15 protein-coding genes and 1 tRNA gene are annotated in these 24,500 nt (G+C 56.8%); 7 read left to right on the forward strand and 9 right to left on the reverse strand.

What is annotated here, in order from left to right:
- Positions 1–15: 15 nt before the first annotated feature.
- Positions 16–357, reverse strand: coding sequence for a hypothetical protein (locus F8237_RS16945; protein ID WP_151650577.1), 342 nt, complete (start codon positions 355–357; stop codon positions 16–18).
- A 196-nt stretch (positions 358–553) separates the two neighbouring features.
- Here F8237_RS16945 and F8237_RS16950 point away from each other — a divergent pair.
- Positions 554–643: transfer RNA gene (locus F8237_RS16950), tRNA-Ser, on the forward strand.
- Positions 644–1,368: 725 nt separating this feature from the next.
- Here F8237_RS16950 and F8237_RS16955 read toward each other — a convergent pair.
- The 8 genes from F8237_RS16955 to F8237_RS16990 form a co-directional block, all read right to left on the reverse strand.
- Positions 1,369–3,996 carry an AAA family ATPase gene (locus F8237_RS16955; protein ID WP_151646388.1) on the reverse strand — a complete coding sequence of 876 codons (2,628 nt, stop codon included), beginning with the start codon at positions 3,994–3,996 and terminating at the stop codon, positions 1,369–1,371.
- A 91-nt stretch (positions 3,997–4,087) separates the two neighbouring features.
- On the reverse strand, positions 4,088–7,660 hold the full coding sequence (locus tag F8237_RS16960) for an ATP-binding protein (RefSeq protein ID WP_151646390.1): 3,573 nt from the start codon (positions 7,658–7,660) through the stop codon (positions 4,088–4,090).
- 2 nt (positions 7,661–7,662) lie between these two features.
- Positions 7,663–8,934, reverse strand: coding sequence for a metallophosphoesterase family protein (locus F8237_RS16965; protein ID WP_151646392.1), 1,272 nt, complete (start codon positions 8,932–8,934; stop codon positions 7,663–7,665).
- 516 nt (positions 8,935–9,450) lie between these two features.
- Positions 9,451–9,834, reverse strand: a complete 384-nt coding sequence (locus F8237_RS16970) for a hypothetical protein (RefSeq protein ID WP_244626131.1) — start codon at positions 9,832–9,834, stop codon at positions 9,451–9,453.
- Between the two features lie 65 nt (positions 9,835–9,899).
- The gene (locus F8237_RS16975) at positions 9,900–11,324 is read right to left on the reverse strand and encodes a recombinase family protein (RefSeq protein ID WP_445432973.1); all 1,425 of its coding nucleotides are present in this window, start codon (positions 11,322–11,324) and stop codon (positions 9,900–9,902) included.
- Positions 11,276–11,719, reverse strand: a complete 444-nt coding sequence (locus tag F8237_RS16980) for a DUF2924 domain-containing protein (protein ID WP_151646397.1) — start codon at positions 11,717–11,719, stop codon at positions 11,276–11,278. The genes F8237_RS16975 and F8237_RS16980 overlap by 49 nt, the downstream gene beginning before the upstream one ends.
- A gap of 202 nt (positions 11,720–11,921) precedes the next feature.
- Complete coding sequence (locus F8237_RS37450) at positions 11,922–12,134, reverse strand: helix-turn-helix transcriptional regulator (RefSeq protein WP_151646399.1); 213 nt, start codon at positions 12,132–12,134, stop codon at positions 11,922–11,924.
- Between the two features lie 52 nt (positions 12,135–12,186).
- On the reverse strand, positions 12,187–12,816 hold the full coding sequence (locus tag F8237_RS16990) for a hypothetical protein (protein ID WP_151646401.1): 630 nt from the start codon (positions 12,814–12,816) through the stop codon (positions 12,187–12,189).
- Between the two features lie 151 nt (positions 12,817–12,967).
- Between F8237_RS16990 and F8237_RS16995 the strand changes: the two genes are divergently transcribed.
- The 6 genes from F8237_RS16995 (at position 12,968) to F8237_RS17020 (ending at position 24,498) form a co-directional block, all read left to right on the forward strand.
- Positions 12,968–13,747, forward strand: coding sequence for a helix-turn-helix domain-containing protein (locus tag F8237_RS16995; RefSeq protein WP_151646403.1), 780 nt, complete (start codon positions 12,968–12,970; stop codon positions 13,745–13,747).
- 407 nt (positions 13,748–14,154) lie between these two features.
- A complete protein-coding gene (locus F8237_RS17000) occupies positions 14,155–15,438 on the forward strand; it encodes a site-specific DNA-methyltransferase (protein WP_151646405.1) in 1,284 nt (427 codons plus the stop codon).
- Positions 15,435–15,929, forward strand: a complete 495-nt coding sequence (locus F8237_RS17005; protein WP_244625912.1) for a phage terminase small subunit P27 family — start codon at positions 15,435–15,437, stop codon at positions 15,927–15,929. The genes F8237_RS17000 and F8237_RS17005 overlap by 4 nt, the downstream gene beginning before the upstream one ends.
- 244 nt (positions 15,930–16,173) lie before the next feature.
- A complete protein-coding gene (locus F8237_RS17010; protein ID WP_162006085.1) occupies positions 16,174–21,933 on the forward strand; it encodes a DUF4011 domain-containing protein in 5,760 nt (1,919 codons plus the stop codon).
- Between the two features lie 277 nt (positions 21,934–22,210).
- Positions 22,211–23,353: a hypothetical protein gene (locus F8237_RS17015; RefSeq protein ID WP_151646408.1), complete on the forward strand. Its 1,143-nt coding sequence runs from the start codon at positions 22,211–22,213 to the stop codon at positions 23,351–23,353.
- 263 nt (positions 23,354–23,616) lie between these two features.
- Positions 23,617–24,498, forward strand: coding sequence for a hypothetical protein (locus F8237_RS17020; RefSeq protein WP_151646410.1), 882 nt, complete (start codon positions 23,617–23,619; stop codon positions 24,496–24,498).
- Positions 24,499–24,500: the final 2 nt, after the last annotated feature.

Here is a 24,500-nt window from a genome sequence, read left to right on the forward strand (position 1 = left end):
GGGGGAACGAGATCCTCAATAGCAATACGACACGCCGTCCAGGATCGCGCATTGCCGCTTGTTCGGCGCGTTCGGATCGTCCAGCGGCACCATGCCTTTGCCCTGGCCGACGAACACGCCGGGCCCGACATGCACCGAGCTCTTGTTGCCGATGATCACGCTCTGATGCGGCGTCGAGCTCGAGCGCGTCCCGTCCGGCCAGAGGATGGCATCGCCCGAAAGCAACCCGCGCCTCCCGTCGTCGCAGCTCACATCGACACCCTGCCGGGTGCAGATTTGCGCGAGCGCCGGCCCGGCAAAGGCGGAGCCAAGAGCCGAAATCAAGCTCAGGGCAGCGATCGTCTTGCGAATGGTCATGGCGTCCCCGGTCATGGTTGGCGGTCCTCAGTGAATCGTCGCGCCAAACCCGTCACAGGTTCAGCCGACGGCCGGCTCGGACGCCTCGATCGCCGTCATATATTCTCTTTAAAATACAATAGCTTGCGGAAAATTCACCCGATTTCCCCGCGATCCCTTGCAAAATCCCCGGCGCCCCTTCAAGAGAGGGCGCTCCGGAGAGATGGCCGAGTGGCTTAAGGCGCACGCTTGGAAAGCGTGTGTGCGGGAAACCGTACCGTGGGTTCGAATCCCACTCTCTCCGCCAGCCAGCCAAAGTCACTTCGTACTTCGATGTGGAAACAGGCCGAAAATCCGGCTGTTTTCCTGCGTTTTTCCCGCCAGAGAAGTCCCGTCGTCGGTCCAATTAGGCGTTCGATAGTCCCGGAGAACCGAATTTTCTCCGAATCTTCGTACCCCGCGACTCGGTCTAGTACGGCATTTTCCGGCAGACCAAGCGCTTATTGGGGAAGCGGTTTGGATCTCTCTCGCTCAACCAACAAATTGGCCATAGCGGAATTTGCGGGTTCGATACCTGCCGCCCCAGCCAGGCAGTCCGGCGTTTGCCTGGCCGTCACAGCCTCAGCGGAAATGGGCCGGGAATGCGGCCATTTCGCACATTCAACTTTGTCTCTGGACTCTCGATTAGTCGGTCTTGAGGTCGAAATCGCCAAAAGTCTCCGGACCTGCCCGCGAATATTCCCGTTTTGCAGAGACTAATGGCGGAGACCGGTTCGGTCACGACTGCCGCCCGAACTTGGCGCTCCATTCCGAACCGATCTCTGGTCTCAACTGCACCGAAAGGAAGCCTTGGCCCGGACTGTCCAGCGATGAGCGCAGTCCGACTTTCCCATTGATAAGGTTTTGAGAGAAAGCTTATCAGTAGAGGCGGAGTTGATACTCCAGCCTAGCGCTCGCAATTTCTGACAAGCGATGGCCTTCTGACACAAGCAGGACAGGCGTCGAAGATGCGGCCGAAATAGGAAAACTCGGCTAGACTTTCACGGGTTTCATCTTGCTGTCGCGTAATTTAATGGCCGCCTTCGATTTTAGATCAGCTTCATCCAGGCTCGCGATGAAAGCCGCCAGATGCTTCTCGCATTCAGTCGGTTCAGCCAAGGCTCCGCCTTTTCCCATCGGGCGATCATGACCAGTATAAGATGAAACCTCGGACATCCCATAATAGACCTGGCTGACAAGGTCATCGTCTATGACGGCCGCGTTCAGGCGCAATGTTTGCACCTGCGGCTGAAAACGAGAAATGACCTGAGCGAATAATCGCTCCTCGATAAATTTCTCCCAGGTCTCCCTCAGCCGGTCATAGAAGAAGCGCAGCTGCACCTCGTAGTCGGGGCTTGCATCTGCGTGCATCTTCTTCAGCCGGGCTATTTGCTCAGTTAGCCATTGGCGGCGGCCGGGCAAATGCTTGGCCAACCAGGGCTCCCCATCGGGATCGAGTGAGCCGAAGCCATTAGGGCCGCGCCGGATTCCCAGAACGCGGATCGGCGTACCGCTTTTCATCGCGTGGTATCGGGCTTCGGACAGGAAAACTAGATCGTGGGTGAAAACGATCACCTGGCGGTCTTTGGCTTCGGCTACCAGCCGTTCCGCCACTTTCTCCCGGCGTACGTGATCGAGTGACGACACCGGGTCGTCGATCACGATGGCATCTTTGCCGGGGTACATTTTCAGCTCTGCCATGAATGCAGCGAGCGCCACGGCACGGTGTTCACCTTCACTCAGCACGGCGGAAGTATCCGCAGCAAGGGTTGCACCGTTCAGCTTGATGCTGTGTTTGATCACCGCCTTCGACGTTCGGTCGGAGAGGTTAATTGGGATTGACGTAATTCCCAATTTCTTCTGTTCATCGATTAGCGCCGCGGAAAGCGCCTCCGTAACATGGGTTTTAAGCAGCTTGCTGCCCTGATCCGAAATGTCCTTGGTCGCGCATGCCTTCAATGCCGTCTGCAACTTCGCGATCTGTTGATGAATGCCGATGCGGCGTTTCAGCTCGACCTGGTTCTCATGAAGAGTTTTCCGTCCCGACAGCTCGGCGTGCTCTTTGCGAAGCGCATCGGCGGCACCGGTATCGGCGCTTGCGAGTGCTTTGGCATCCTTGGCCGCCGCCGTCAGCGATACGATTTCTGCGCGGAACTGCGCGTCAGGATTCACCGGCAACGCTGCTGATGCGTCCTCATCGTTCAGAAGCGCATGGCGACGCTTGAGGAGCGCGTCCCTATAGGTCGCGCTATCATCGACGAGCTGTTTGACTCTGGCAGTCAGGTTGTCGCGCGCCTCCGCAGTCAGTTCAGTGATCGGAAGGGTAACAGGGCGTATGGCAAGGAGGGCGGCATCCCTTGCGACTTCGGCGGCTGCTGCCTTCGCATTCATCGCGCCCGTCACGAAATTTGCGAACCGCGCAAACCGGTCTTGGGCGTCTGCGTCAAGAGTTTGCTGGCAGAGGACACATTGGGCGTCTGGTTTTACGACGGGAAAGGTTTCGCCTGGAAAGGCGTTTTGCTCGGAATAGGATTTGGCTGCATCGAACATAACGCGCCACGGACCCTCGCCCACGCCCTTCAGGGGGTCTTTCGCAAAGGCGGCAGAGGCACTGGCAGTAGACTGTGCCCGAAGGTCTTGCGCGCTCTTCTTCAGGGCGAGGATTTCAACGGCTTTCGGATCTGCAAGGGCGGTCGAGGCCTTCGCGATGCCGTTTGCATAAGCCTCCAGCGCCACGGCAATGCGTTCCAGACGTTGGGCCTCAGCCATGGGGTCTTTCAGCATTCCGGCGAGATCGATCAGCCGCTTGAGGTCGGCATCGGCCCAGACCGTGGCGGTCGCCAGATCGGCTTCTTTCTTCTTGCCGAGCTCTGCGACGAATTTCTCCGATGCGGTGCCGGCGGGGATCGGCGGCAGGACCCCAAGCAGCTGCTTGTCCAGCGCGTCGCTTTCTTCCTTCAGGCGAACGCGAAGCTTGTCGCATAGCTGGGCCAGTTTCTCGAAGCAGTCCAGATTATGCGGAATGATTTCAAGCCTGTTTTCGCCATCGACATGAATGCTAGCGCATTTGCTATCGAAAATGGCGAGCCTGCTGAGGACGTCTGCGGATGGTTTGCTGTCGTCCAGCCATTGCACCGGAGGTTGGGCTGTGGTGCCTTCATGCAAGGTAAAGCGTGCGCTCGCTGGAGACTTCGCTATGCCTGCCGAATAAACATCGGGAAGGATGCTCTCGTTATCACGGGCGCGTCCGGCTTTCTTGAGTATGCGGATGAACCCAGACTTTCCACTGCCGTTATCGCCATAAATCAACGTCAGGCCATCGGGCGACAGCGAAAGCGCGGCGTCCTTGGAAAGGCGATTTACATTCGTGATCGCGTCCAGCGCTGCGAGCCGCAGATTTGTTGCCGAACTCGATCGAACAGGAAGATGCTTCTTGTCGAGGGGGTCGAGGACCAATGCGGATGTCACGACATTATGTGCAGCCTTGAGTAACTCAAGGCACTCGTCCTCATCGGCTTTCGCAAAGGGCTTGGTCAAGAGCCGGCGCAGGGCATCCTGACGCCAGCCCGGCTGGCCCTTAGCCCACGCGAGGATTTCTTCAGACGGTTGCAGTGTCGCCATGGCCCAAAGAATCCTTCAACAACGAGTTGGTTTAAAATGACAGTGAAATTGACGTGAAAACTCACAATACTTGGCAAGAACTGTTGGAATTTCAGCCTGAAGCAACAGCGACCAGCGGCGCGTTCCGTTCGGCAGCAAAGTTCTGGCCGGGCAGCCTGATTGCAGAAACCTTGGCTCCAAGCGCCTTGTTGGCAATGTCAATCAGATGCTCATGATGCGTGAAGAAGAGAACCTGCGTTTTTCTGGCGAGTTCGCCAAGAACCCGGAAACCTGCAGCAGCGCGGTCATCGTCGAAATTGATGAAGAGATCGTCGGCGATAAAGGGTAGCGGTGGCGCGTGATCGAGATAGTCCTCAATGGCCGCCACGCGTAGCGCCAGATAGAGCTGGTCCGCGCTGCCGGTGCTCATTCCCGTTACTGACACGCTTTTCCCGTCATGACGCATACCTGCGAGACGCGCATTGTCATTCTGGTCGAATTCCAGTTGAAGGTCCGTAAAGGAATTGCCGGTCAGGATTGAGAAAAATTCACCGGCGCGCCGCAGAAGAGGGGCCTGTTTCTCACGGCGGTAGCGGTCGATAGCCCATTGAAGCAGGAGAGCTGAGGACCGAAGCCTGACATATTGCTCGGCGATTTCCTTCATTTCAGCCAGAGCGGATTGTCGGTCCGCAGCAGCACGGGCCGCGCCGTCGTTACCGCCGACGGCCTCGAATGCATGGCGTGCTGCAATCTCGGATTGCCGCGCCTCCATCAGTCGCTCGCGTAAGGATTGGAGCTCCTGCCCGATAGTTTCTTCGCGCGCAGCAAGCTGGTCCGGATTGGCAATCGCACATTCGTCTGTAAGCTCCGCGACAGAGAGTCCGTCACCATCACTGGCAATTGCCTCCGTGGCGGCATCAAGCTCCCGGCGCAAGCTCCGCATTTGATCGGAGCGGCCGATAGCTATGCGCAGGGCTTCAACAGTGCTCACTGCGGCGGCCTCCTGCAATTCATCGATAGTGCGGCGGGCACCGACCCGAGACTTATGGCACTCGTCGACTTTCTGTTGCTGCGCGCCTAATGCGGTCTCCTTGTCGGTGATAAGCTGGCGAACACGCGTAGCATCCTCTACACGACGTTCCAGTTCGAGAACGGCGTCGTCGGGGTCCATGTCCGACAATTGCGCGGCGATGGCTTGAACCAGATCGCTCACATCCTGCTCATACGCCGTTATGTCGCGTTCGATTTTGTCGATGCGTTCCTGCCGCAACTCGGTGATCTTTGCCGCGACCTCGCGCATGTCGTCGAAGACATTGAGCTGGGTGACAAGGCTTTCCGCGGCGGATGCGGGGTTGAGTGCCAGCGCGATGAGTGCGGTTGCAGATTGGTCCTGCCATTCGGAGAACCGGGTCTCCGCAGCCTGAAGGGATTTTCGCTTACGTTCCGTGTCGGCGTTGGCTTTCTTGATGGAGGCTTCAAGAGACCGCCTGTCTTCGGACTCTTTCTCGTGCCGTTTGTGTATGTCGGCAGCAAGCTCGATCAAGATGCGCAGCGGCTTGGAAGCATGTGTGCCCATTTCCATACCAAGGATGCCGAGTTCGTTGGACAGATGCGCTTTGTAGCTTTTCTCTTCGGAGCGATGCGCTGAAGCCTGGCTCGCGGCTGCAACTCCCTTGTCAGCGGATTGAACGATCTGGATCCGTATATCGATCCAGGCAAGCATTTCATCTGGCGAGAGGGGAGACAGGCCCGCGTTGTTCCAAAGGCCCTGCCAAACGCCTTCGTGTTTTTCCTGCTCTGCGACAAGAGCATCATTCTCGGCGCGCAGTACGACCAGAAGTTCCTGCTGTTCCGCAACCTGACGGGAAATCTCAGCCAGACGGGCCGTAGCCTCTGCCTTTTCGTAACGTCTGTCGGCGGCCTCATCGACTTGTTTGATAGCCCCTTCGTAGGCGTTCGATAGCGTGTCCCCGTGTTGATATCCATGAATTTCGGCGTCCGTAATCGGGGCCTGCTCCACATATTTTCGGCGGATGATCGACCAGCCAAGGTCGCGGCGTTCGCGCAATTTCTCGAACTCCTCCGGCGGTACTGCATGCTCGCTCGTGGCAATGCGTGTATAGGCCTTATTATGCCGGGCAAGCTCTTGTTCCGCGGAACGGACGCGTTCGTCGCAGGATTGCTTGCGGCGTTCAAAATCGCGGAGAGTATCGCGGTGAGACTGGACAGCATCCTTATGGGGCACCGTCATAATTAGAAGTCCGTCCACCGTTTCTGCCAACGGACGCAGGGTTTTCAGGAGCCGTTCGCACGCGGCATCCGCATCTTTTGCTTCGCGGTCGGCAGCGGCAATTCTGCCGCTAATGTCTCCCGCTTCGCGGCACGCCTTTATAGCAGCGCCCAGGGTAGAAATATCGACCGACACATCGGCTTCGTCCAACTCGCGCGTGAGGTCAGACGCTTTATCCTCAGCTTCTGCGATAGCCGTTTTGGCACCCTCAACCGCGGAATTCAGTTCACCCCGCAAATTCAACAACGAGCGTGCGCTTGTCAGCTTGGGCCGGGTTGGAATACGGCGCATGATTGCGGCGCTGTCGTCTACGTCCCATTCGAGCTCAGACGCAAGCCGCGCCAAATGGGCCTCCGCGATTGTCAATTCAGTGCGGCGTTTGGGCAGGTCGGTCCTGCCGAGGCGTATTTGAATGCGACGTTCGTGCAGCCGGGCGATGTCGTCCGCCCGCATCAATAGCGGTTCTTCGTAAGAAAGCGCCGACCTTTCCTTCTGCAGCTTCTCGATTTCTTCCGTCAGTGTTTCGATGCGCGTGTTAGCGGTTCCGTCATCTTTGATCGCTTCGTCCAGCGCAGCGGCCGCCCCTTCGGGCAGAAGAAGCGCGGTTCCCAAAGCTTCGATGTCGGCGGCAAGCTGGGCGCGTTTGCGAACATCACGAAACACACGGCGAACGCGGTTGAGTTTACGTAGCTCCGCCGATTTGCCCTCGATGGCTGTCTCGACGCCGCTGTAAGCCGAATTCGCGTCTTCGAGCGCGGTTTTCAGCTCCTGCCACTTGGCCGCCGTTACGGTATGTTCTCGTAGAGCAGCATCCGCGGCCTTCAGCTTGTCGTCCGTCTGATAGTATTTTCTGTGCGCGGCACGGCGGCTTGCCCATAGCGTATCGGCCTCTTCATCAATCGCCTTTCGGCGATCCCGCAAACCGACAATGCCGGCACCAGCCGAGAACAGCATCTGTCCGACATCGTCCTGGGCTTGAAGAATTTCCTGTCCGCCGCTTTTCAGGCGTTCATGATCAAGACAGAACATTCGCGTGAAAAAGGCTTTATCGGCCCCCGCGAGCATACCTGCGAGTGCGGCATCACCCGCAGGGAGAGGTGTGCCGCTCTTGTCGAGAAGCGTGTCGCGATTTCCTTTGCGGCGCCGCACTTCCAATGTTTCTGCACCACTTTCCAGCAACGCGCCCACGCGCATGGAATTATAGTCGTGGAGAAAATTACGGGGCGAATTGTGCGGTATGCCGAAAAACAGATCTTCGATAGCCGAGAGAGCCGTGGATTTTCCGGCCTCGTTCGGGCCGTAGATAACGTGAAGATCCGGCTGGGCAGCAGGCAGTTGAAAGTCGGTATCGGTAAAATGGCCATATCGGAGCAAGTCGAGGCGGCGGATGCGCATGGTTACATCCCTTCCGCTGCAAGGCGGGTTGTAAGGTCGTTGCCGATGCGGTCCATGAGACTCTTGTAATTGCCGTCCGAAACGTCTTTGAGCGCACCATCTTCAAGCTCAACGCGAAGCTCATGAGGCAGCTTCCTGACCAGTTCGCCGATCGCGGTTTCCATTTGCTCGACCAACTGGGAATCGGCTGACGCTTGTTCGATGATCCTTTGCAGATCGCCCAGCGCATCGGCGCGCAAAGCTCCTGCGGAATTGCCGACGGGTTCGGTCTTGATCACGATGCGCTCGATCCAGGCGGCTTCCTCGCCAAGCGATAGAGCCGAGGACCGTGCTTCGGCGGTAATCCGCTCGACCGATGACAATAACGGACCGTGAAGCTCTGTCTTTCCGGTCAACTCAATGCGGCATGCTAGCAAGCGTCCTTCGGCATCGTTCTCCACGGCGTGTACGATAACCGCGCGGATGCGATCGACGAGATCCGAGGCATGATGGCTGCCTTCTGCGGAAACGCGAATAAGCGCCCAGCGCACAACATCCGCATGGATCGACGCGATGTCTTCGATCTGGCCATCCCGCACGGACACGAGCGACGCGCCTTTCGGCCCGGTTTCACGAATATGCCGTCCCTGAAGATTGCCGCAAAAGACGACGTATGGCTCGCGATGAAGGATGGCGGCTTGGTGGACATGCGCGAGTGCCCAGTAGTCGTATCCCTTGTTGACGAGTTCATCCATGCTGCACGGCGCGTAGTTCAAATGACCGCTCATGCCACCGAGGCCAGTATGCAATAGCCCAATGTTGAACAGACCGGGCAACGGCTGCGGGTAGGCCGGCACAAGGTTGTCGCTTACGTCCCTTTGTTTGAAGCTCTGGCCGTGAAGCGCAACGCCAAGATCGTCGATCGTGAATGTCTGAGCTTTGCGTGACGAAAACACCTTCACGTTTTCAGGTAGGGTGAGGCGGCGTGTGATCTGGCTTTCGGCATCATGGTTGCCGTAAATCAGGTAAACTGGGATCTGCGCAGCCGCGAGACGGCCCATCTGCCTGACAAAATACAGTCCAGTCTGATAATCGCGCCAGTCGCCATCGTAGAGATCGCCCGCGATGATGACGAAGGAAACCTCTTCCTTGAGGGCCGCATCCACCAAATTTGCTAGTGCCTGGCGTGTCGCCGTGCGAATAAGTTCCGCTGCCGGTCCTTCCTGCCCGGCCAGACCCTTGAGTGGGCTGTCAAGGTGAATATCCCCGGTGTGCAGGAAACGAAAACTAGGCAATACTCTCTCCCCAAAGATAGCGTCGTATTTTGATTTGCCGCCTGACAGCAGTCCGGCTGGTGACGTGTCCGCCAATGTGTAGCGAACATACGACACAACCTAGCATAAATATGAACGGAAAGGGAACGTGTCGGGGTGTTAAAGTTGAATCCCCCAGGAAATTTTCGCGTTCATTTGCGAGAAACGCTCAACGAGGTTCGACAACGGCTTTTTGGACTGGCGACCGTGGGTCGTCGACGAAGCAGCGAGTCTGGGACTTCGACAATGAGAGGCGGGATCGCTCCGACCAAAGTTCGCTTTGACCGGGTTTGATTGTTTATGGCGGGGATCGATCATCGGCGGCAGGTCGAAGTCGTCACAACTGGTAAGCTTTGGCACCAGTCCGACTGATAGTCGCCAATTGCGTGGACTGATAAGGAAACTAACAAAAGCTTATCAGTCTGGACCATGTTCCATAACATTCGATGTGCGAATCCGCGCCCGCCCTTGTTTCGATTTAGAGGGTCTCAGCGGCGTCTAGCGCTTCCGGGCGGATGAGGTGATCAGAGCTTTCTGCGCGTCCCATTCGGCGGGGATAGATTTCAATAGCTGCGCGAGCTCAAGCCCGTCAGGCTGAAGTCCATTCAAGATGGCTTCGGTGATGGTGGGGGAGAGTAGGGTGAGGCGAAGCACCCGGCAGAGATAGGACTCGTTGATCTTCTCCGCTTTGGCCAGCTCTCGCACCGAACGAAACAGGTTCGATTCCAGCATATGACGCCAGCGATGGGCCCGCACCACGGCCTTGATTAAGGTGTTGTCCGCTTGCGGCTTCGGTGGCGACCAAGCCTGCGCATTCGCAGGCGTGACGACGCGTTTGCGTCCGCCCTGCCGGCGGAATGAGATCGGGATGCTCAGGACCATCGTTCGGCCGTCGCGGCTCAGCTTTGGTCGGCCAACAGGTCCAAGGGTGAGGGTCGTCGTTCGGTTCATTCGGCGGCCTGCTGAAAGGGCGGCGGTTTCAATTCCGAGGAGAGCGAGGTCAGGCCCTGGACCTTCAAGGTGATATCAATCCGGTCCGCATACATGTCGATGCGCTCGACGAGCAGCTCGACAATGCGCGCCTGTTCTGCCGGAAACAGCTCGTCCCAGAGCTCGTCAAAGCCAAGCAGCGCGCTCCGCACATCGCCTTCGGTGACACCAGGATTTTGTTTGCGCAGAGCGCGCCAGGTCTGAACGATGACTTCCGGGGTCTGCAGCAGTTGGCGGACCTGATCGATGATGATGCGCTCGATCTCGGCGGCTGGCACCAGCTTGACAGGGCAATCTGACCGACCCTGCTTCATCGCGGTCTGGCTGATGTAATAGCGATAAAGACGACCGGACTTCCGGGTGTGGGTTGGCGACATCGCCGCGCCATCGGGTCCGAACAACAGCCCCCTCAGCAGGGCAGGGGTTTGTGCCCGGCTATTGTTGGCGCGCTTGCGTGGACTCTGCTTGAGAATGGCGTGGACCTGATTCCAGAGTTTCTGATCGATGATCGCTTCGTGCTCGCCGGGATATGAGGTGCCCTTATGAACAGCCTCTCCGAGATACACCCTGTTGTGGAGGATCTTATAGAGCACCCCCTTATCCAGGAGGTGTCCGTATCGCGTTCGTTCGTTTGCCGCGACAAGCTCTCGCGCCAGGAGGGTCGCAGACTTCAGCTGCACGAATCGCTGAAAGATGGACCGAACCCGCTCCGCATCGGTCTCGTGAATGAGCAATTTGCGATCGCGGACTTCGTAGCCCAGCGGGGTCCAACCACCCATCCATTTGCCGCGCTTGCGAGAGGCTGCGACCTTGTCACGAATGCGCTCTCCGATCAGCTCGCGCTCGAACTGGGCAAAGGTCACCAGGATGTTCAGCGCCATGCGGCCCATGGCATCCTTGGTGTTAAACGATTGGGTGACTGAGACAAACGTCACCCCATTGCGTTCGAACATCTCGACAAGATTGAGAAAGTCGAGCATTGAGCGCGAAAGTCGATCGATCTTGTAGACGACAATGACGTCTATCTTGCCGGTCTGGACAGCCGCGATAAGTCGTTTCAACGCCGGTCTTTCCAGCGTGCCTCCCGAGAAGCCGCCATCATCGTAGCGATCCGGGACTGGTGTCCAACCCTCAGCTCGCTGGCTCGTGATGTATGCCTCGCAGGATTCTCGCTGCGCATCGAGCGAATTGAAGTCCATGTCGAGACCTTCCTCGCTCGACTTGCGGGTATAGACCGCACAGCGGACCTTCCGGACGGAAGCGGGGCTTGGGCCTGCCCTCTCGAAGGCGTTAGCGAACGGACTGGCTCGCCTCTTTGCCGGTTGGCGGGAAGTCATTTGCCCACCGAGTTCTTCAAGCCGAAGAAGACCCAGCCATTCCATTTGGTGCCCGTGATCTGGCGGGCGACGGAGGACAGGGATTTGTAGGGACGGCCGAGATATTCGAAGTCGTCATGGCGGACCGTGACGCAGTGCTCTACGCTTTCCCATTCGCGGATCAGCTTGGTCCCGGCGACAGGCCGCAATAGAGGGCGGGCCTTGCGATCCGCCGGCTTCTGGTCTGCATATTGCCTGGCCATGGCCTTGAGTCGCTCGGTGGTTTCCCGGTTTAGGCCGCCATGGGCCAGTTCTTGAATGCGGTAGGCGAGCCGGCTCTCCAAGAAACGGCGGTTATAGGCCGGCGGCTCGGAATCAAAGAGTTCGCGCCAGCGGGCCTTCAATACGGGGGCAGTGGCGCCCTTAAGTGCGGCCAATTGCGCCAGCATAGACGGTTTCATGGCCCCTCTCCATTCTCCGGAACGGGCCGACCAACGCTCTGCAACGATGAGAAGTAAAGCGAGTTTTCGCCGTTCACTTCCGAAACTTGACTGGACTTTCGATTCAGCAAGCGATCAAGACCGAATGCCAAAATCTCAGCAATTTCGGACAAGCAATTATCAGTTGCGAGGTTGACGGCCGACGCTGAATGACTCCACGGAATCATTGCGAGTGACCACTTGCCGCGGCGTCACAGGCGGCCAACCAGGCATCAATTTCATAAACGAAGTAATAAACCAGGCGAGACCCACAACGATGGTGAGGCGGCCCGACCTTGGCCATACGCCACTTGGCGAGCGTGGATCGGCTTACGCGAAGATACTTTGCTGCTTCAATGGCGCGCAGCCGTTGGCTTTGTTCTAGATGCACTTTCATGCTCCTTGGCGACTATGATTCGTCTTGTGCCAAGGAAGCTGTCAGACGCCGCTTATAGCGTCAGGTGATACAAAGGCGTCCATTTGCTAGACTGACCCCAGCGGCTGGGATGCTCAAGTCCAATGGTCTCAAGAAATTCAGGCTCGAAGAAGAAGTACCGCCAAGACCCTTTCGGGTACGCCATATTGCGCTCGACGCGGCAGTAGCTTGCCTTCATTGCATCTGGCCCGCCAAACGCAGGGGTGTTTTCGAGGATCATCGATGCGCATTCGTAGGCCCTTAGCCAATTATGTCCGTACCAGATTGACATCTTTCTTGGATGCTCGAGCACATTAGGGGGCGCGTCCGCGTCCATTCCGAGCGCTTCCTTAAAGTGTTTTTGCTGAAAGCGCGCGCCTCGAACTGTATCCCAGCGCATCATATCGATCATATCCTGACGGCAGCGGTCCACGACGCCAGATGAGCGGCCTCGGTTCTTGGGTCGACTAGGCCTCAATTGTTGGCAGTAGCCTTGAGCAGCATGACTGACCAGCCAATCGGGAACCGGTACCTTATGGCGGTCGCAGAAGAAAAGCGCGGCTGCTGGCGCGAGTTCGATGCCGGCATCAGTCGCCATTTGCAGTCTATGGAGCTGGCGCTGTTTAGGACCGTCAGTTGCCGAGCGCGTTCGATGCACCGCCATGGCTCAAGACCCTCCTAATGATTCGTCGCCAGGATGATATTCGAAGGCCTTTCAGCAAAATACTCGTTTTACACGGCAGTAGTCGATCTTCACAATTTCCATTCAGCGCAAAGCAGCCTCTGATTGCAACCGTATTGCAGATGGGATTCGCATGCCGGTCACTCCACTTGAAACGCTTCTCGCTCACAAGGTCATAAATTTGGCCGTCGAACTCTCGGGAGCAGAAAAGCGGGTGGCCGGCGCGCTAATTGATCATTTCAACCGTCGCACAGGGCAGTGCGACCCGAGCCTCAATACGCTTGCTGATCTTATTGGCATGAGCCGTCGTACGGTTATGCGTGCGGTCGCCCGTCTGGAACGGTTGGGTCTTTTTCGTAAGGTGCGGCACGGTGGGAAGTTTCACCGTAATAGTTACGAACCAATCTGGTCCTCGTTTAGAGAAGCCGAAGATCGATGGAATGATCGGCGCAGGTCTCGGAAGCAAAAGTTTGCGTCGCTCGGAGTGTCACCTTCGACGGGGCCGACGCGACACCCTGAGGGTGACGGGCATGGCCACCAAACCTATTCTAGCAATCCATTATATAAAACCTTAGCAGTCAAACGCCATGAAGGTTCGATTGCGCGAGTAGCGCCAGTTGCAAGCTCGGCGACGAAGTTGCCCAGGAAGGAGTTTGAAGCATCCAACGCTAGAGCGCCAACGACGTCTTCCGCAGACGTGGCGCGTATCGCTGCCGAACGGCGATGGAGCGACAATCTCCGATGCGAGCTGTCGACGAAAGTCGCGGTGTACGGAGCGATCGTCGATTTCATTGACGAGCCGCTACGCATTGCTGCCACGGAAGCTGAACTCAACTGTCGCGGTGCTGGGCTGCGACTAATCTTGCAGCGTTACCGCGATAGTGCCGCCGAGATAGGTGGCCGTGATGAGTAGGCAGACCCGGGGGGCGGGTGAAAAGTCAGGGGCGTGTGCAAGCACGGACCGGCGCCTCTCTCATTCAGGGATTTTTTTCCGGCGCAGGCGAATTTTCGGGCCTATAGGCGGATGCATTTTCGGCGCCTCACCCTGTCAAGCATCTAGCCGTGCTGCGACCGCCTGCAACGCTTTGAACACGCAGTACAATTTCAACGCGGATGGTTCTGTCGCCCATCGTGTTGGACCTAACCGCGGTAAGCAGCAGGTAAAATCGACCATTATTTTCCTTTGCGCGGCTCGGGATGATCATGCGCGGCTGAGCGCAAAAAGATGAATCAATTCAATAGCGTTGGTTTCGAAAAATTGTCGCGTAATTCCCTAGGGGGAGGGGGTCCAATGACAGGGCAATGTGCAAAGGCCGAGAGATGACACAAGTGACGTACCCAGAAGAAGCGAACGCACGACTTCAGATCGAATACTGGCCGCTTGATCGGCTGATCCCCTACGCGCGTAATGCGCGCACCCATAGCCCCGCCCAGGTCGCTGAGATCGCTGGAAGCATTCGCTCCTTCGGCTTTTCGAATCCGATCCTCGTCAGCGAAGACGCAGATATCATCGCGGGACACGGCCGGCTGGCCGCTGCTCGCAAGCTCGGTCTGACGGAAGCGCCCGTCGTGGTCCTGCGAGGATTGACGGAGGTGCAGCGCCGCCAGTTGGTGCTTGCCGACAATAGGATTGCGCTAAATTCAGGCTGGGACAGCAAGATGCTAAGCCTCGAACTGGCCGACTTGTCTGCGTTGGGTGCCGATCTCGCATCTATTGGCTTCAGCAAGAAAGAGTTGGCGGCCGCGCTGTCACGGGTCGAAAGCGGCTTAACGGACGAGAACGATACCCCCTCAATGGTCGAGGTCGCGGTCTCCCGATCTGGTGACATCTGGCGGCTCGGTCCGCATCGCGTTGCGTGCGGCGATAGTCGAGACGCTGCTCTCGTCCATTCACTGCTGGCTGGTGCCTTGCCTCAATTGATGGTCACCGATCCACCCTATGGCGTCGAGTACGACCCGGAATGGCGTCATCGGCGCGGCGTCAACAATTCGAAGCGTACCGGCAAAATCCGCAACGATGAGATCGCCGACTGGGAGCCTACCTGGAGTTTATATCCAGGCGAGATTGCTTATGTTTGGCATGGAGCTTTACGGTCGTCCATCGTAGCCGAAAGCCTTCTGAAGAGCGGCTTTTCGATTCGCGCGCAAATCATCTGGGCCAAGGACCGCTTGGTCATGAGTCAGGGAGACTATCACTGGCAGCATGAGCCCTGCTGGTATGCGGTCCGGAAGAAGGGCAACTGGACCGGCGATCGCAAGCAAACAACCGTCTGGAATATCAGCAGTGGCGGGCAGGATGCCGAAACCAAGCATTCGACCCAAAAGCCGGTCGAATGCATGCGCCGGCCAATGCTGAACAACTCAAGTCCCGGACAGGCGGTGTACGAACCCTTCCTTGGAAGCGGAACGACCCTGATCGCGGCGCAATCGTGTGGACGCATCTGCTTGGCATCCGAGATCGATCCATTATTCGTCGATGTCGCGATCCGCCGATGGCAAGCCTTCACAGGTGAGAAAGCAATTCGTGAACGAGATGGCGCGTTCTTCGAAACGCTGGAGCAGGAGACTCTATCGCCGGACGGCGCTCGCGATCCCATGGCGTGATCGGAACGGATATGCGTGGCCGTCGTCCAAAACCAACGAGGATCAAGGCTTTGACGGGTAACCCGGGGAAACGCCCCCTCAATGTGCACGAGCCGCGGCCTGAACCCGCGCTACCTGAGTGCCCACCGCAACTCAATTCAGTTGCGAGGGGGGAATGGGCGCGACTGACCGGCGAGCTTTCAAAGCTCGGCCTCATAACTCACCTCGATCGCGGCGCCCTGGCTACCTATTGCGGCGCCTATGCGATGTGGGCAGAAGCGATGGAGCAGATTCAAAAGTTCGGTACGATGGTCAAATCACCGACAGGATATCCGATACAGTCTCCCTACCTGGCAATCGCCAATCGACAGGCGGAAATCATGATGCGCATCGCGTCGGAGTTCGGTTTCACGCCTGCAAGCCGCAGTCGGATAGTGACCCCTCCGCCAGATCAACTGCCGCTCTTCGACGGATTAAGTCGGGAAGACGAAGATGCTAACGATGCCTCATGATGAGGGTTGGTGGGCACGGTCCGCCATTTCTCCTGGAGCCTTCCCCGAATTTAGCCCTATCTGGCAGACAGGGCTAAAGTCGGACAAAGCACGCTGCAGGGAAACGCCCTTAAGAAGCGTATTTCCCTTTGGACGGTTAGGAAATGGGGTTTGTGCGCCATTGATTTATGAACGCAGGCCATACCTAGCCCTGTCTGGCCGGTAGGGCCAAAGTTGACTTGCCATGTAGCCTCTTGGTCGGCCGTTGGCCTGCTTCTTCCATAACCTCTCATACGCGATCGCAGCTGGCTCGCCGGAAGTCGAAGCCGTGTTCTCACGGATCTACTTTGGTCGTGAAAGAGAAGAATTTTCTGGACACAGCGCACGGCCGGATCATAAAAACGGATTAACTAAGGATAACTCGCGGAAAATACTGCGAGAATCTGGGGGCTATGGTGCATTTCAGTCTGGGGTTCTTCGTCTCATTGCCGCGGAGCGCGGCAACTCGGACAGGCTATTGCCCGCTCAACGTCGCGCCGCAGGTTCATTCCATCGGCGGCAAGATCTCGGACCATTAAAGGCTTGTTCCATGGGGAAACCGTCCAGCTCTGACGGACTAGATGCGCTCGTCCGCACTAGAATCGAGAATCTTCGTCCAAAGCTGCTCGATCTGAGCCGCCGTAACCCCCTCATTTCAACCAAACTAGGGCCGCGCTCGAATTCTCATTTGAGGGCCGTAGACGAGCTCCCTGACGTCCTGTTCTTCAAGCTGTGTAATGGAGATCAGCTGCAGTTCGTACCTCTTCCGCCCATCGACGAGGATCCTCGTGACGAGCAGACGGCTACTTTCAGGGACGCGCTAATCAATGCGCGGCTAACAGACGACGCCTATGTCGCTGCCATGGAAGCCGTGGATCGAGACGGCGATGACTATCTCGATAAAACTCGCGCCGCGGAGCGCGACCTCAGAGATCGGCTGCGGCAGCAACTCGGAATGGCCCCTCGTGTACAAAAGTCCGAGGTGAATCTTAGTCAGCATGCCAAGAACAACGGGATACTCCCCTCTTACGATCTGCCGCCGATCGATGCCGAGCATGCCGACGGGCGGCATACTGACGATAAGATTCAGATGCTGTTGCTCCCGTCCGATCTGGAACGCAAGCTGAACGCAATCATTTCTAAGAGCCGGACCTGGCTGCAGGAAACCGGTACGAATGTGCTTCAAGTTGCGTTCGGGTTCTTGGAATGGGCGGAAGTCGAACGGAGCGAAAGTTCGTTCGCGCCCCTCATCCTCCTGCAGGTAGAAGTGAAGCGCACGCGGACGCCGCAGGGGGCCAAATACTTCCTTGCTGGCACTGGAGATGAGCCGGAGCTAAATGCCGTACTCGCCGAGAAGCTGAGGCTCGATTTTTCCGTCGAAATGCCAAAGTTCGAGGGCGCCTCAGTCGAGGCCTATCTAGCCGACATGGGAAAAGTTCTCCCTAAAGGAAAAAAGTGGCGGGTTAGGCGCCAGGTGGCCATTGGTGTCTTTCCCTCTGCTCGAATGGCAATGTATCACGATCTCGATCCCAGTCAGTCGGACTTTCCGCAAAACGAGATAGTGCAGTCACTGCTCGCCGGCTCAGAGTCCGCTGGTGCTTCTCCCTTTGCGGAAGAATATGGGATTGATGAGCCGGAAATCGAGGCCAAAGTACCGTGCCTGGTTATGGACGCTGACTCATCGCAGTTCAGTGTTCTGGTCGATATCGCCGATGGCAGAAATCTTGCTGTCGAGGGGCCGCCCGGCACGGGCAAGTCACAGACCATCGTGAATGTAATCGCAGCAGCTCTTGCAGAGAACAAGAAGGTTCTCTTTGTGGCAGAGAAGCTTGCTGCTCTGAATGTGGTCAAAGCCCGGCTCGAGGCGGTCGGGCTGGGTGAGTTCTTGTTGCCGCTTCAGGCTGAGAAGTCGACGCGCGAACAGGTGATCGAGTCGGTAAGAGCTCGACTTGATATGCAGAAGACGTCGGCCGTTCGGGGCTATGATAGCAAGATCGAAGAATACCGGCGCATCCGGCAAGAGCTTGCAGAGTACATTGAACTTCTGACGACCGAGTTTGATCGATCGGGATTGACGGTTCATGCCATTCTCGGAAAGAGCATTGCAACTAGCGATCGCTTGTCCAGTATTCCGAGTGAGACGCTCGAGCTTTGTAAGCTCCGGCCCGAGATGCAAACAGCGACTGGACTGGCTGGATTCGCTCAGCTCGGCCAACAGATCGAAAAGGCTCATGCCGAAACACTCAATGCGGGGCCGAGTTGGAAGGACACGCGGCTCGTTCATCCGGAGCGGTTCATAGTCGAAGAAGCATGCGCGATTGCGAAACGAGCTTCAGGCGAAGCATTGGAGCTCGCGTCGGCCCTTAAGGCGCTCGAGCCCTGGACTCTTGAAAAGGAGACTCGGCCCAGCTTAGAGGCGCTTCGCAAGTCGCTTGCCGCGTGCCTGGACCACTTGCGACAACATTCGACGGAACTAGTTCGAAACGTACTTGCTGAAGGTCGAGCGGAGCTACTCGCTTCATTTCTCAAGCAATGTGCCGATCTAAGCGCATCGGTAGATCGAATAGGCTCTGAGCTTTCGGAGGTGCCAGACGCGACGGTATTGGAAAAGATTCGGCAGCTCGAGATAATCTGTGAACGCGAGCCGCTCGCTGAAATTGGCGAAGAAGCTCTGACTGAGACGTTACAGGCGAACTTAGAGTCGGCCAAGAGGGCGCGTGAGATTGCGGCCAAATTGGCTCCGCTTGTGGCTGCTTACGAAGCCGCCAAGAACTGGGCGCTAGATGATATCGGCAGGGCGCACGCTCTGTGTCGGGATGTTGGCCGTGAAGCACTCTCCATGCGCAGTGGCAAACTCTCGGAGTACAACGCTCACTATCATTTGCGCAGGTTGTGCGAGGAGGGGCGGCAGCTACAGCAGCAGCGGACGAGCTTGTCGGAGCGCATGTCGCTCTCCGTTGACATTCCAACCGAGCAGCTCATTGCTTGCGCGACGAGCCTCCGAACCGCTGGCCCATTCGGATTCCTCTCGTCCAGGTATCGGGAGGCCAAGCGAATATTCATGGCGATTTCGCGCTCGCCAAAATACTCTAAGATAGATGCGCTCCAAAATCTCGATGAACTTGTTGCATTTCGGCGTAAGTCTGACGACTTCGTCAGGCAATCCGAAGCGACAGGCCTATTTGGGCTTTACTATCGTGGTCTCGATACCGACTTCGAGCCGTTCGGTCGTGCAGCGCGGTTCTTCGAGGTGCTATCTACAGAGTTTGGCGGCCACGAGCAAACCTCGTTGCGCGAATTCTTGCGTGACGGCGCGTTGAATCAGTTGGAACTGCTACCGGCAATTCCAAAGACCGGGATTTCGATCAGTTTCGCTTCTTTGGACGAACGGATTGCTGCTGCAGAGTATGAGGCAGCACGCCTTAAGAACGTCATCGCTGAGCTTAGGCCCGTCGCCAAGGTCGTAACAAATCAGCAGATCGGTCTCGTGGAGATCCGGGATGTTAGGCTGCGATTGGAAGCCCTGCTATCGGAGCGCGAGAGACTAGAGGACCATCAGCCAATACGAGAGCTCTTGAGTGAGAAGTTTGATGGACACAGGACGCGACGAGAGCACCTGGAGGCGCTGAGCGATTGGGCCAAATCGGTCGCGAATCACGTTCCGTTGATTCGGGTCATTCTTGATCGAGGGGAGCCGGCGGAGGTTTCCGACGCGATTGGTGTCGCACTCTCTGCAGACGATAAACTCACGGAGACTCTAACGAAACTAGCCGACGTCGCGAAGATTGAGGTCCTTACATTAACGCGTGGCCGCAGTCTGCCAGAACTGGCCTCTGTACTCGAGCAGGCGTCCTTGGACGGAAATGGCCTGTTCGCCTTCGCGGCCTTTGCAACCGCTCTCACGGATGCTGGTCCCGAAGGCTTAATGCCTCTTATTCAAGAAAAACTAAAGCAAGGCTCATTGAACGGGCTTGGTCTTCAGGCTGAAGCGCTTGCGATGCGCCAATTGGCTAAAGCTGTATTTGTACAGCTGGGCCGCAAGCTTGCTCGCTATCGAGGCGCAAAGCTAGAAGAGCTGAGAGTCGCTCTTGCTGAGAAGGATCGGGAGATTATTCATCTGTCGCGCGCGCAGCTTCGCGCCAAAGTAAAAGCGACCGCTCGCCCGCCTATGGGACATGGAGTGGGCAGGAAGTCCACATGGACAGATATGGCCCTGATCGAAAATGAGATCAGCAAGAAGAAAAGATTTATACCAGTCCGTGATTTGACACAGCGCGCAGGTGAGGCGCTGATCGAGCTTAAGCCTTGCTGGATGATGTCGCCGCTCGCGGTTGCCCAGTACGTGCCCAAAGGAAGCGTTCAATTTGACCTTTGCATTATCGACGAGGCATCTCAAATGCCTCCCGAATCTGCGATAGGGGCCCTGTTGCGTTGTTCCCAAGCGCTCGTGGTTGGAGATACCAACCAGCTTCCGCCGAGCAACTTTTTCAGGTCGGTGATAGAAGACGAGGAGGTAGACGAGGACGAAGCGGTTCTAAACGAGTCGGTCCTGGAAATGGCGAATGGCGCCTTCCGTCCAGCTCGGCGCTTGCGTTGGCATTATCGTTCTCGCCATTCGGGCCTCATCAAGTTCTCAAACAGGTTGGTCTATGATGATGCCCTGATCGTGTTCCCGTCTCCCACAGAGACGAACGCGCGCATGGGGGTGGAGTTTAGGGCTGTGAAAGGCCGCTATAAAGCCGGCACAAATCCCGTTGAAGCGAAGGTGATGATTGACGCTATCGTCGAGTTTATGCTGACGGACCCCGATAGGTCACTTGGCATCGTTACTCTAAATCAGAAGCAGCGCGATCTCATCATTGAAGAGTTCGAGTATGCTATCGCGAACAACCGCTCGGTTCAGAAGTATCTTGACACTTGGAGGGACAGAAACGACGGCCTCGAAGAATTCTTCATCAAGAATCTTGAGAACGTACAGGGTGACGAGCGCGACGTTATATTTATTGGAACGGTTTACGGAGCGGAGGAGCCGGGTGCTCGCGTAATGCAGCGCTTCGGCCCAATAAATGGGCTTGCCGGAAAGCGGCGTTTGAATGTTCTATTCACCCGGGCCAAGCAGAAGATCGTTACCTTCTCGTCTATGACTGCTGCCGATATCGAGGCGGAGGAGAACAGCAATCCTGGCGCGCACATGCTCAAGCGTTGGTTGGAGTATTCCGCAAGCGGTGTTCTCGACGCTGGGGATATTACTGAACGCGAGGCAGATTCGGACTTCGAGATCTTCGTCGCTGATCAGATTCGGGCGATGGGCTGCGCACCAGTAGCGCAGGTGGGGGTGGCTGGCTATTTCGTCGATATTGGCGTCCGCCATCCAGATTGGCCGCACGGATTCGTTCTTGGGGTAGAGTGTGACGGTGCAACTTATCATTCGGCCAAGTCAGCGCGCGACCGTGACCGGCTAAGGCAGGAAATTCTGGAGGGACTAGGTTGGAAGCTTCACCGAATTTGGTCGACCGACTGGTTCAATAATCCTCGACAGGAAGCGGAAAAGCTCCGTGCGGCAATAGCTAGTCAGCTTGCTGCCCTGAAGCTTCGGGAGAAAGAGTTTAGTAAGGCGCTCCAGCCGCTCCGCGATGCAAAAGCCGACGAAGAGGAAGTTGGGCAGCCTGTCAGACAACTGGGCGGCCCAATTGTCGTGCCTAGTTTAAGGGAGCTGCCGAGCCCTAGCAGTGAACGTAGGATTGAGATCGGTGACACCGTGAGATTTCGCTATCTGACTGATGACAAACGGGTCATCAACGTAACAATCAGCCAGGGACAGTCCGACACGTCTCAAGGGATTGTTCATCATCTCACGCCGGTCGCCTCTGCACTGCTGGGCGCGGAGGAAGGCGATGAGATTGAGGTGCTTGTTGGAAGCTATATCCGGCCAGCCATAATTGAGAGCGTTTCGAAGGGAAGTGCGCAGAGGGATACTGCGAACTAGGACGTGAATATGGGCGCGCGAGGGGCGCCGCGCAGTTAGCAGGACGGATATGCGGCTCCTTACCTAGAACTGAGCCGCTGACTGACTTCTTTCATAACATTTGATCGACGAATTCGGTTCGCAGCGAGTGTTCAGAGCAAATATCTGAGCTCGGGCAGCCTTAACGACATCCACGGAGCTCACTTTGGATCGACAACATAGCGCGCCTATTCTTCTCACTGCAGAAGGACACTCAGTTGTTCTTGAGCCTGTCCCGCAGCACGGTTCGGCGGCTACGATGCTTGAGGCGCAGATTCAGGAGTTAGTCCATGCTCACTCGGCGGCTCTGCCAATCGCCGAAATTGACCCTATGTTTGTGGGTGCGATCAGCGTTTGCCGGGAAATGCAGCTTGGCAAGGCTGGACGCGTCGACAATTTTCTAATCACTCCTTCGGGCCTGCCGGTGCTGGTCGAGTGCAAGCTGTGGCGCAATCCAGAAGCGCGGCGCGAGGTGATCGGCCAGATCCTCGACTATGCCAAGGTGCTCAGTCGATGGTCTTTTTCTGATCTCCAGCGAGAAGTCGCGCGCCGCACAGGCATGGGGCCGGACGCACTTCTCCAACTCGTCCGCACCGTAACCCCGAATGTTGACGAGATCCAATTCACCGACGCCGTCACGGCGAACCTGCGCCGCGGTCGCTTTCTGCTACTAATTCTTGGTGATGGAGTACGCGAGGATGTCGAGGCCATAGCAGGCTATCTGCAGATCCATGCCGGATTGCACTTTACGTTCGGTTTAGTGGAGTTTCCGGTTTACCGCTTGCCTAGTGGAGAGCACTTGGTCGCTCCCCGTGTCGTCGCTCGCACAACATCCATTTTGCGCAATGTCGTTGCGGCGCCCGAAGGCTTTATTGTGCAGGATCCGAATGAAGTCGCAGCCGAGGAGGACGCAGAGGTCGATCCAGACCGCGCCGCTTTGGCCGCTACGCAGCAGGCGTTCTGGAAGGAGTTTTTGGACGCTCATTTACAACTAGACGATCGGACCCAGAGCGTTCCCAAGCCTGCGCGTCAGGGCTATTTGGCATTCATGTTGCCGGCCCCCCAGGGCAGCAGCTGGCTCACTGTCTACCGGGACTTACACAAAGGAGAGGTCGGAGTTTTCCTCTCGGCTAGTCAGAACAGCCCGGGCGAGATCGCTATGAATGAAATCGTCGCAAACTGGGACGAAATCAAACCCGCTTTGAACGGCACAGCTCGGCTGACGAACGACAAATATAATCGCACGCGAATCATCGATTCTAAGACGGTAGGCAACCTGAACGACGCTGCAATTCGAAAGGCAGCCTTTGACTGGCTGGCGGAGCGCGTAAATACCTTTGTGAACGTCCTGCGTCCGAGAATTCGCGACGTGGTCGCGGATGAAGCCGGACGTGCCGACTAACACTAGTTAGGCACGCCGCTGTTCTTGGGTTCCTAGTTATGCGGAAGGGAGCTGGGGCCTCTGGCTGACTCTTTCCATAACATCGGATTTGCGAATGTGGGGAAGCTTAGGTCGAAGTGTTGTCCGAGGCGAAATCGGCTTCGAAAGGCTGCGCCGCCTGGATCCTTCGCTTGTCAACTCCTGCCCTCATCTAGATACTGTCTATACTCTATCCGAAAAAGCAGCCTCACAGGCAGCTTAGTCAAATCAGTGTTAGAGACGATATGAACAAACAGGAATTTCTTAACGAAGCGACCATTGTCCAATTTTGCTCTTGGCTCGGTAAAATAATCTCTGGTGATGAGGAGCTTGGTTTTAAGCACCAACAGGGGATCGATCTAAGACTCCATAACGCACGAGCTCGCTATTGCTGGCCACCCAAGAGCGTAGAAATTTCCTCTCCAGTTCGCTCGTTCGCGCTTCGGCGAAACTCGACTCTCGCCGAAAACGCGGAGATTTTGGATGCGATCGGTGCCGGTCTTCGTAAATCTCTAGAGAGCCCGTCTCAAGATTCGCAAGAATTGTTTGAGTGGCTGCAGGCCGTTCTTGTCTGGGGCGGCGTGTACACAAGACGGGGGAATGCGGGGTGGTTGCGTGGTCTACATCGGAAGGCAGCGCTTGGTCAGTACTGGTCACGTGTACTAGACGTTCTGCACCAAGCTGAGGACGACGATGTTGGGTCCAAACTAGAAGATCTACGTTCTAACGCCGGAACCACGAAAGTTCATTCGCTCGTGCTCCCGGAGTGGGTAATCTATGATAGTCGGGTCGCGGCCGCTCTGGCCTGGCTTGTTCATCGATGGTCGGACGGCGATTCTCCGTCGCTGCTGCATTTCGCATGCATGCGGCCGAATACCCGCAAGCCTAAGTCGCGATCGCCCGACGAAACGGTGTTCGAATATTTCTCGCCCAGTGGCGACATTCGAAAGCATCGTGCGCATTTAAAGTGGAACGTGCGGGCAAACTGGGTGCTGAGCCACGCGCTTGCTAATGCTCGGATGGGGAGCCGCGGTCAGGATCCGTCGACATTCTTGTCTTTGCGCGAGGTGGAGGCCGCATTGTTCATGATAGGTGACGACCTCAGCCTAGCTCTGCCTCGTGATTGAAG

It is taken from the genome of Bradyrhizobium betae, assembly GCF_008932115.1.
Taxonomy (GTDB): Bacteria; Pseudomonadota; Alphaproteobacteria; order Rhizobiales; family Xanthobacteraceae; genus Bradyrhizobium; species Bradyrhizobium betae.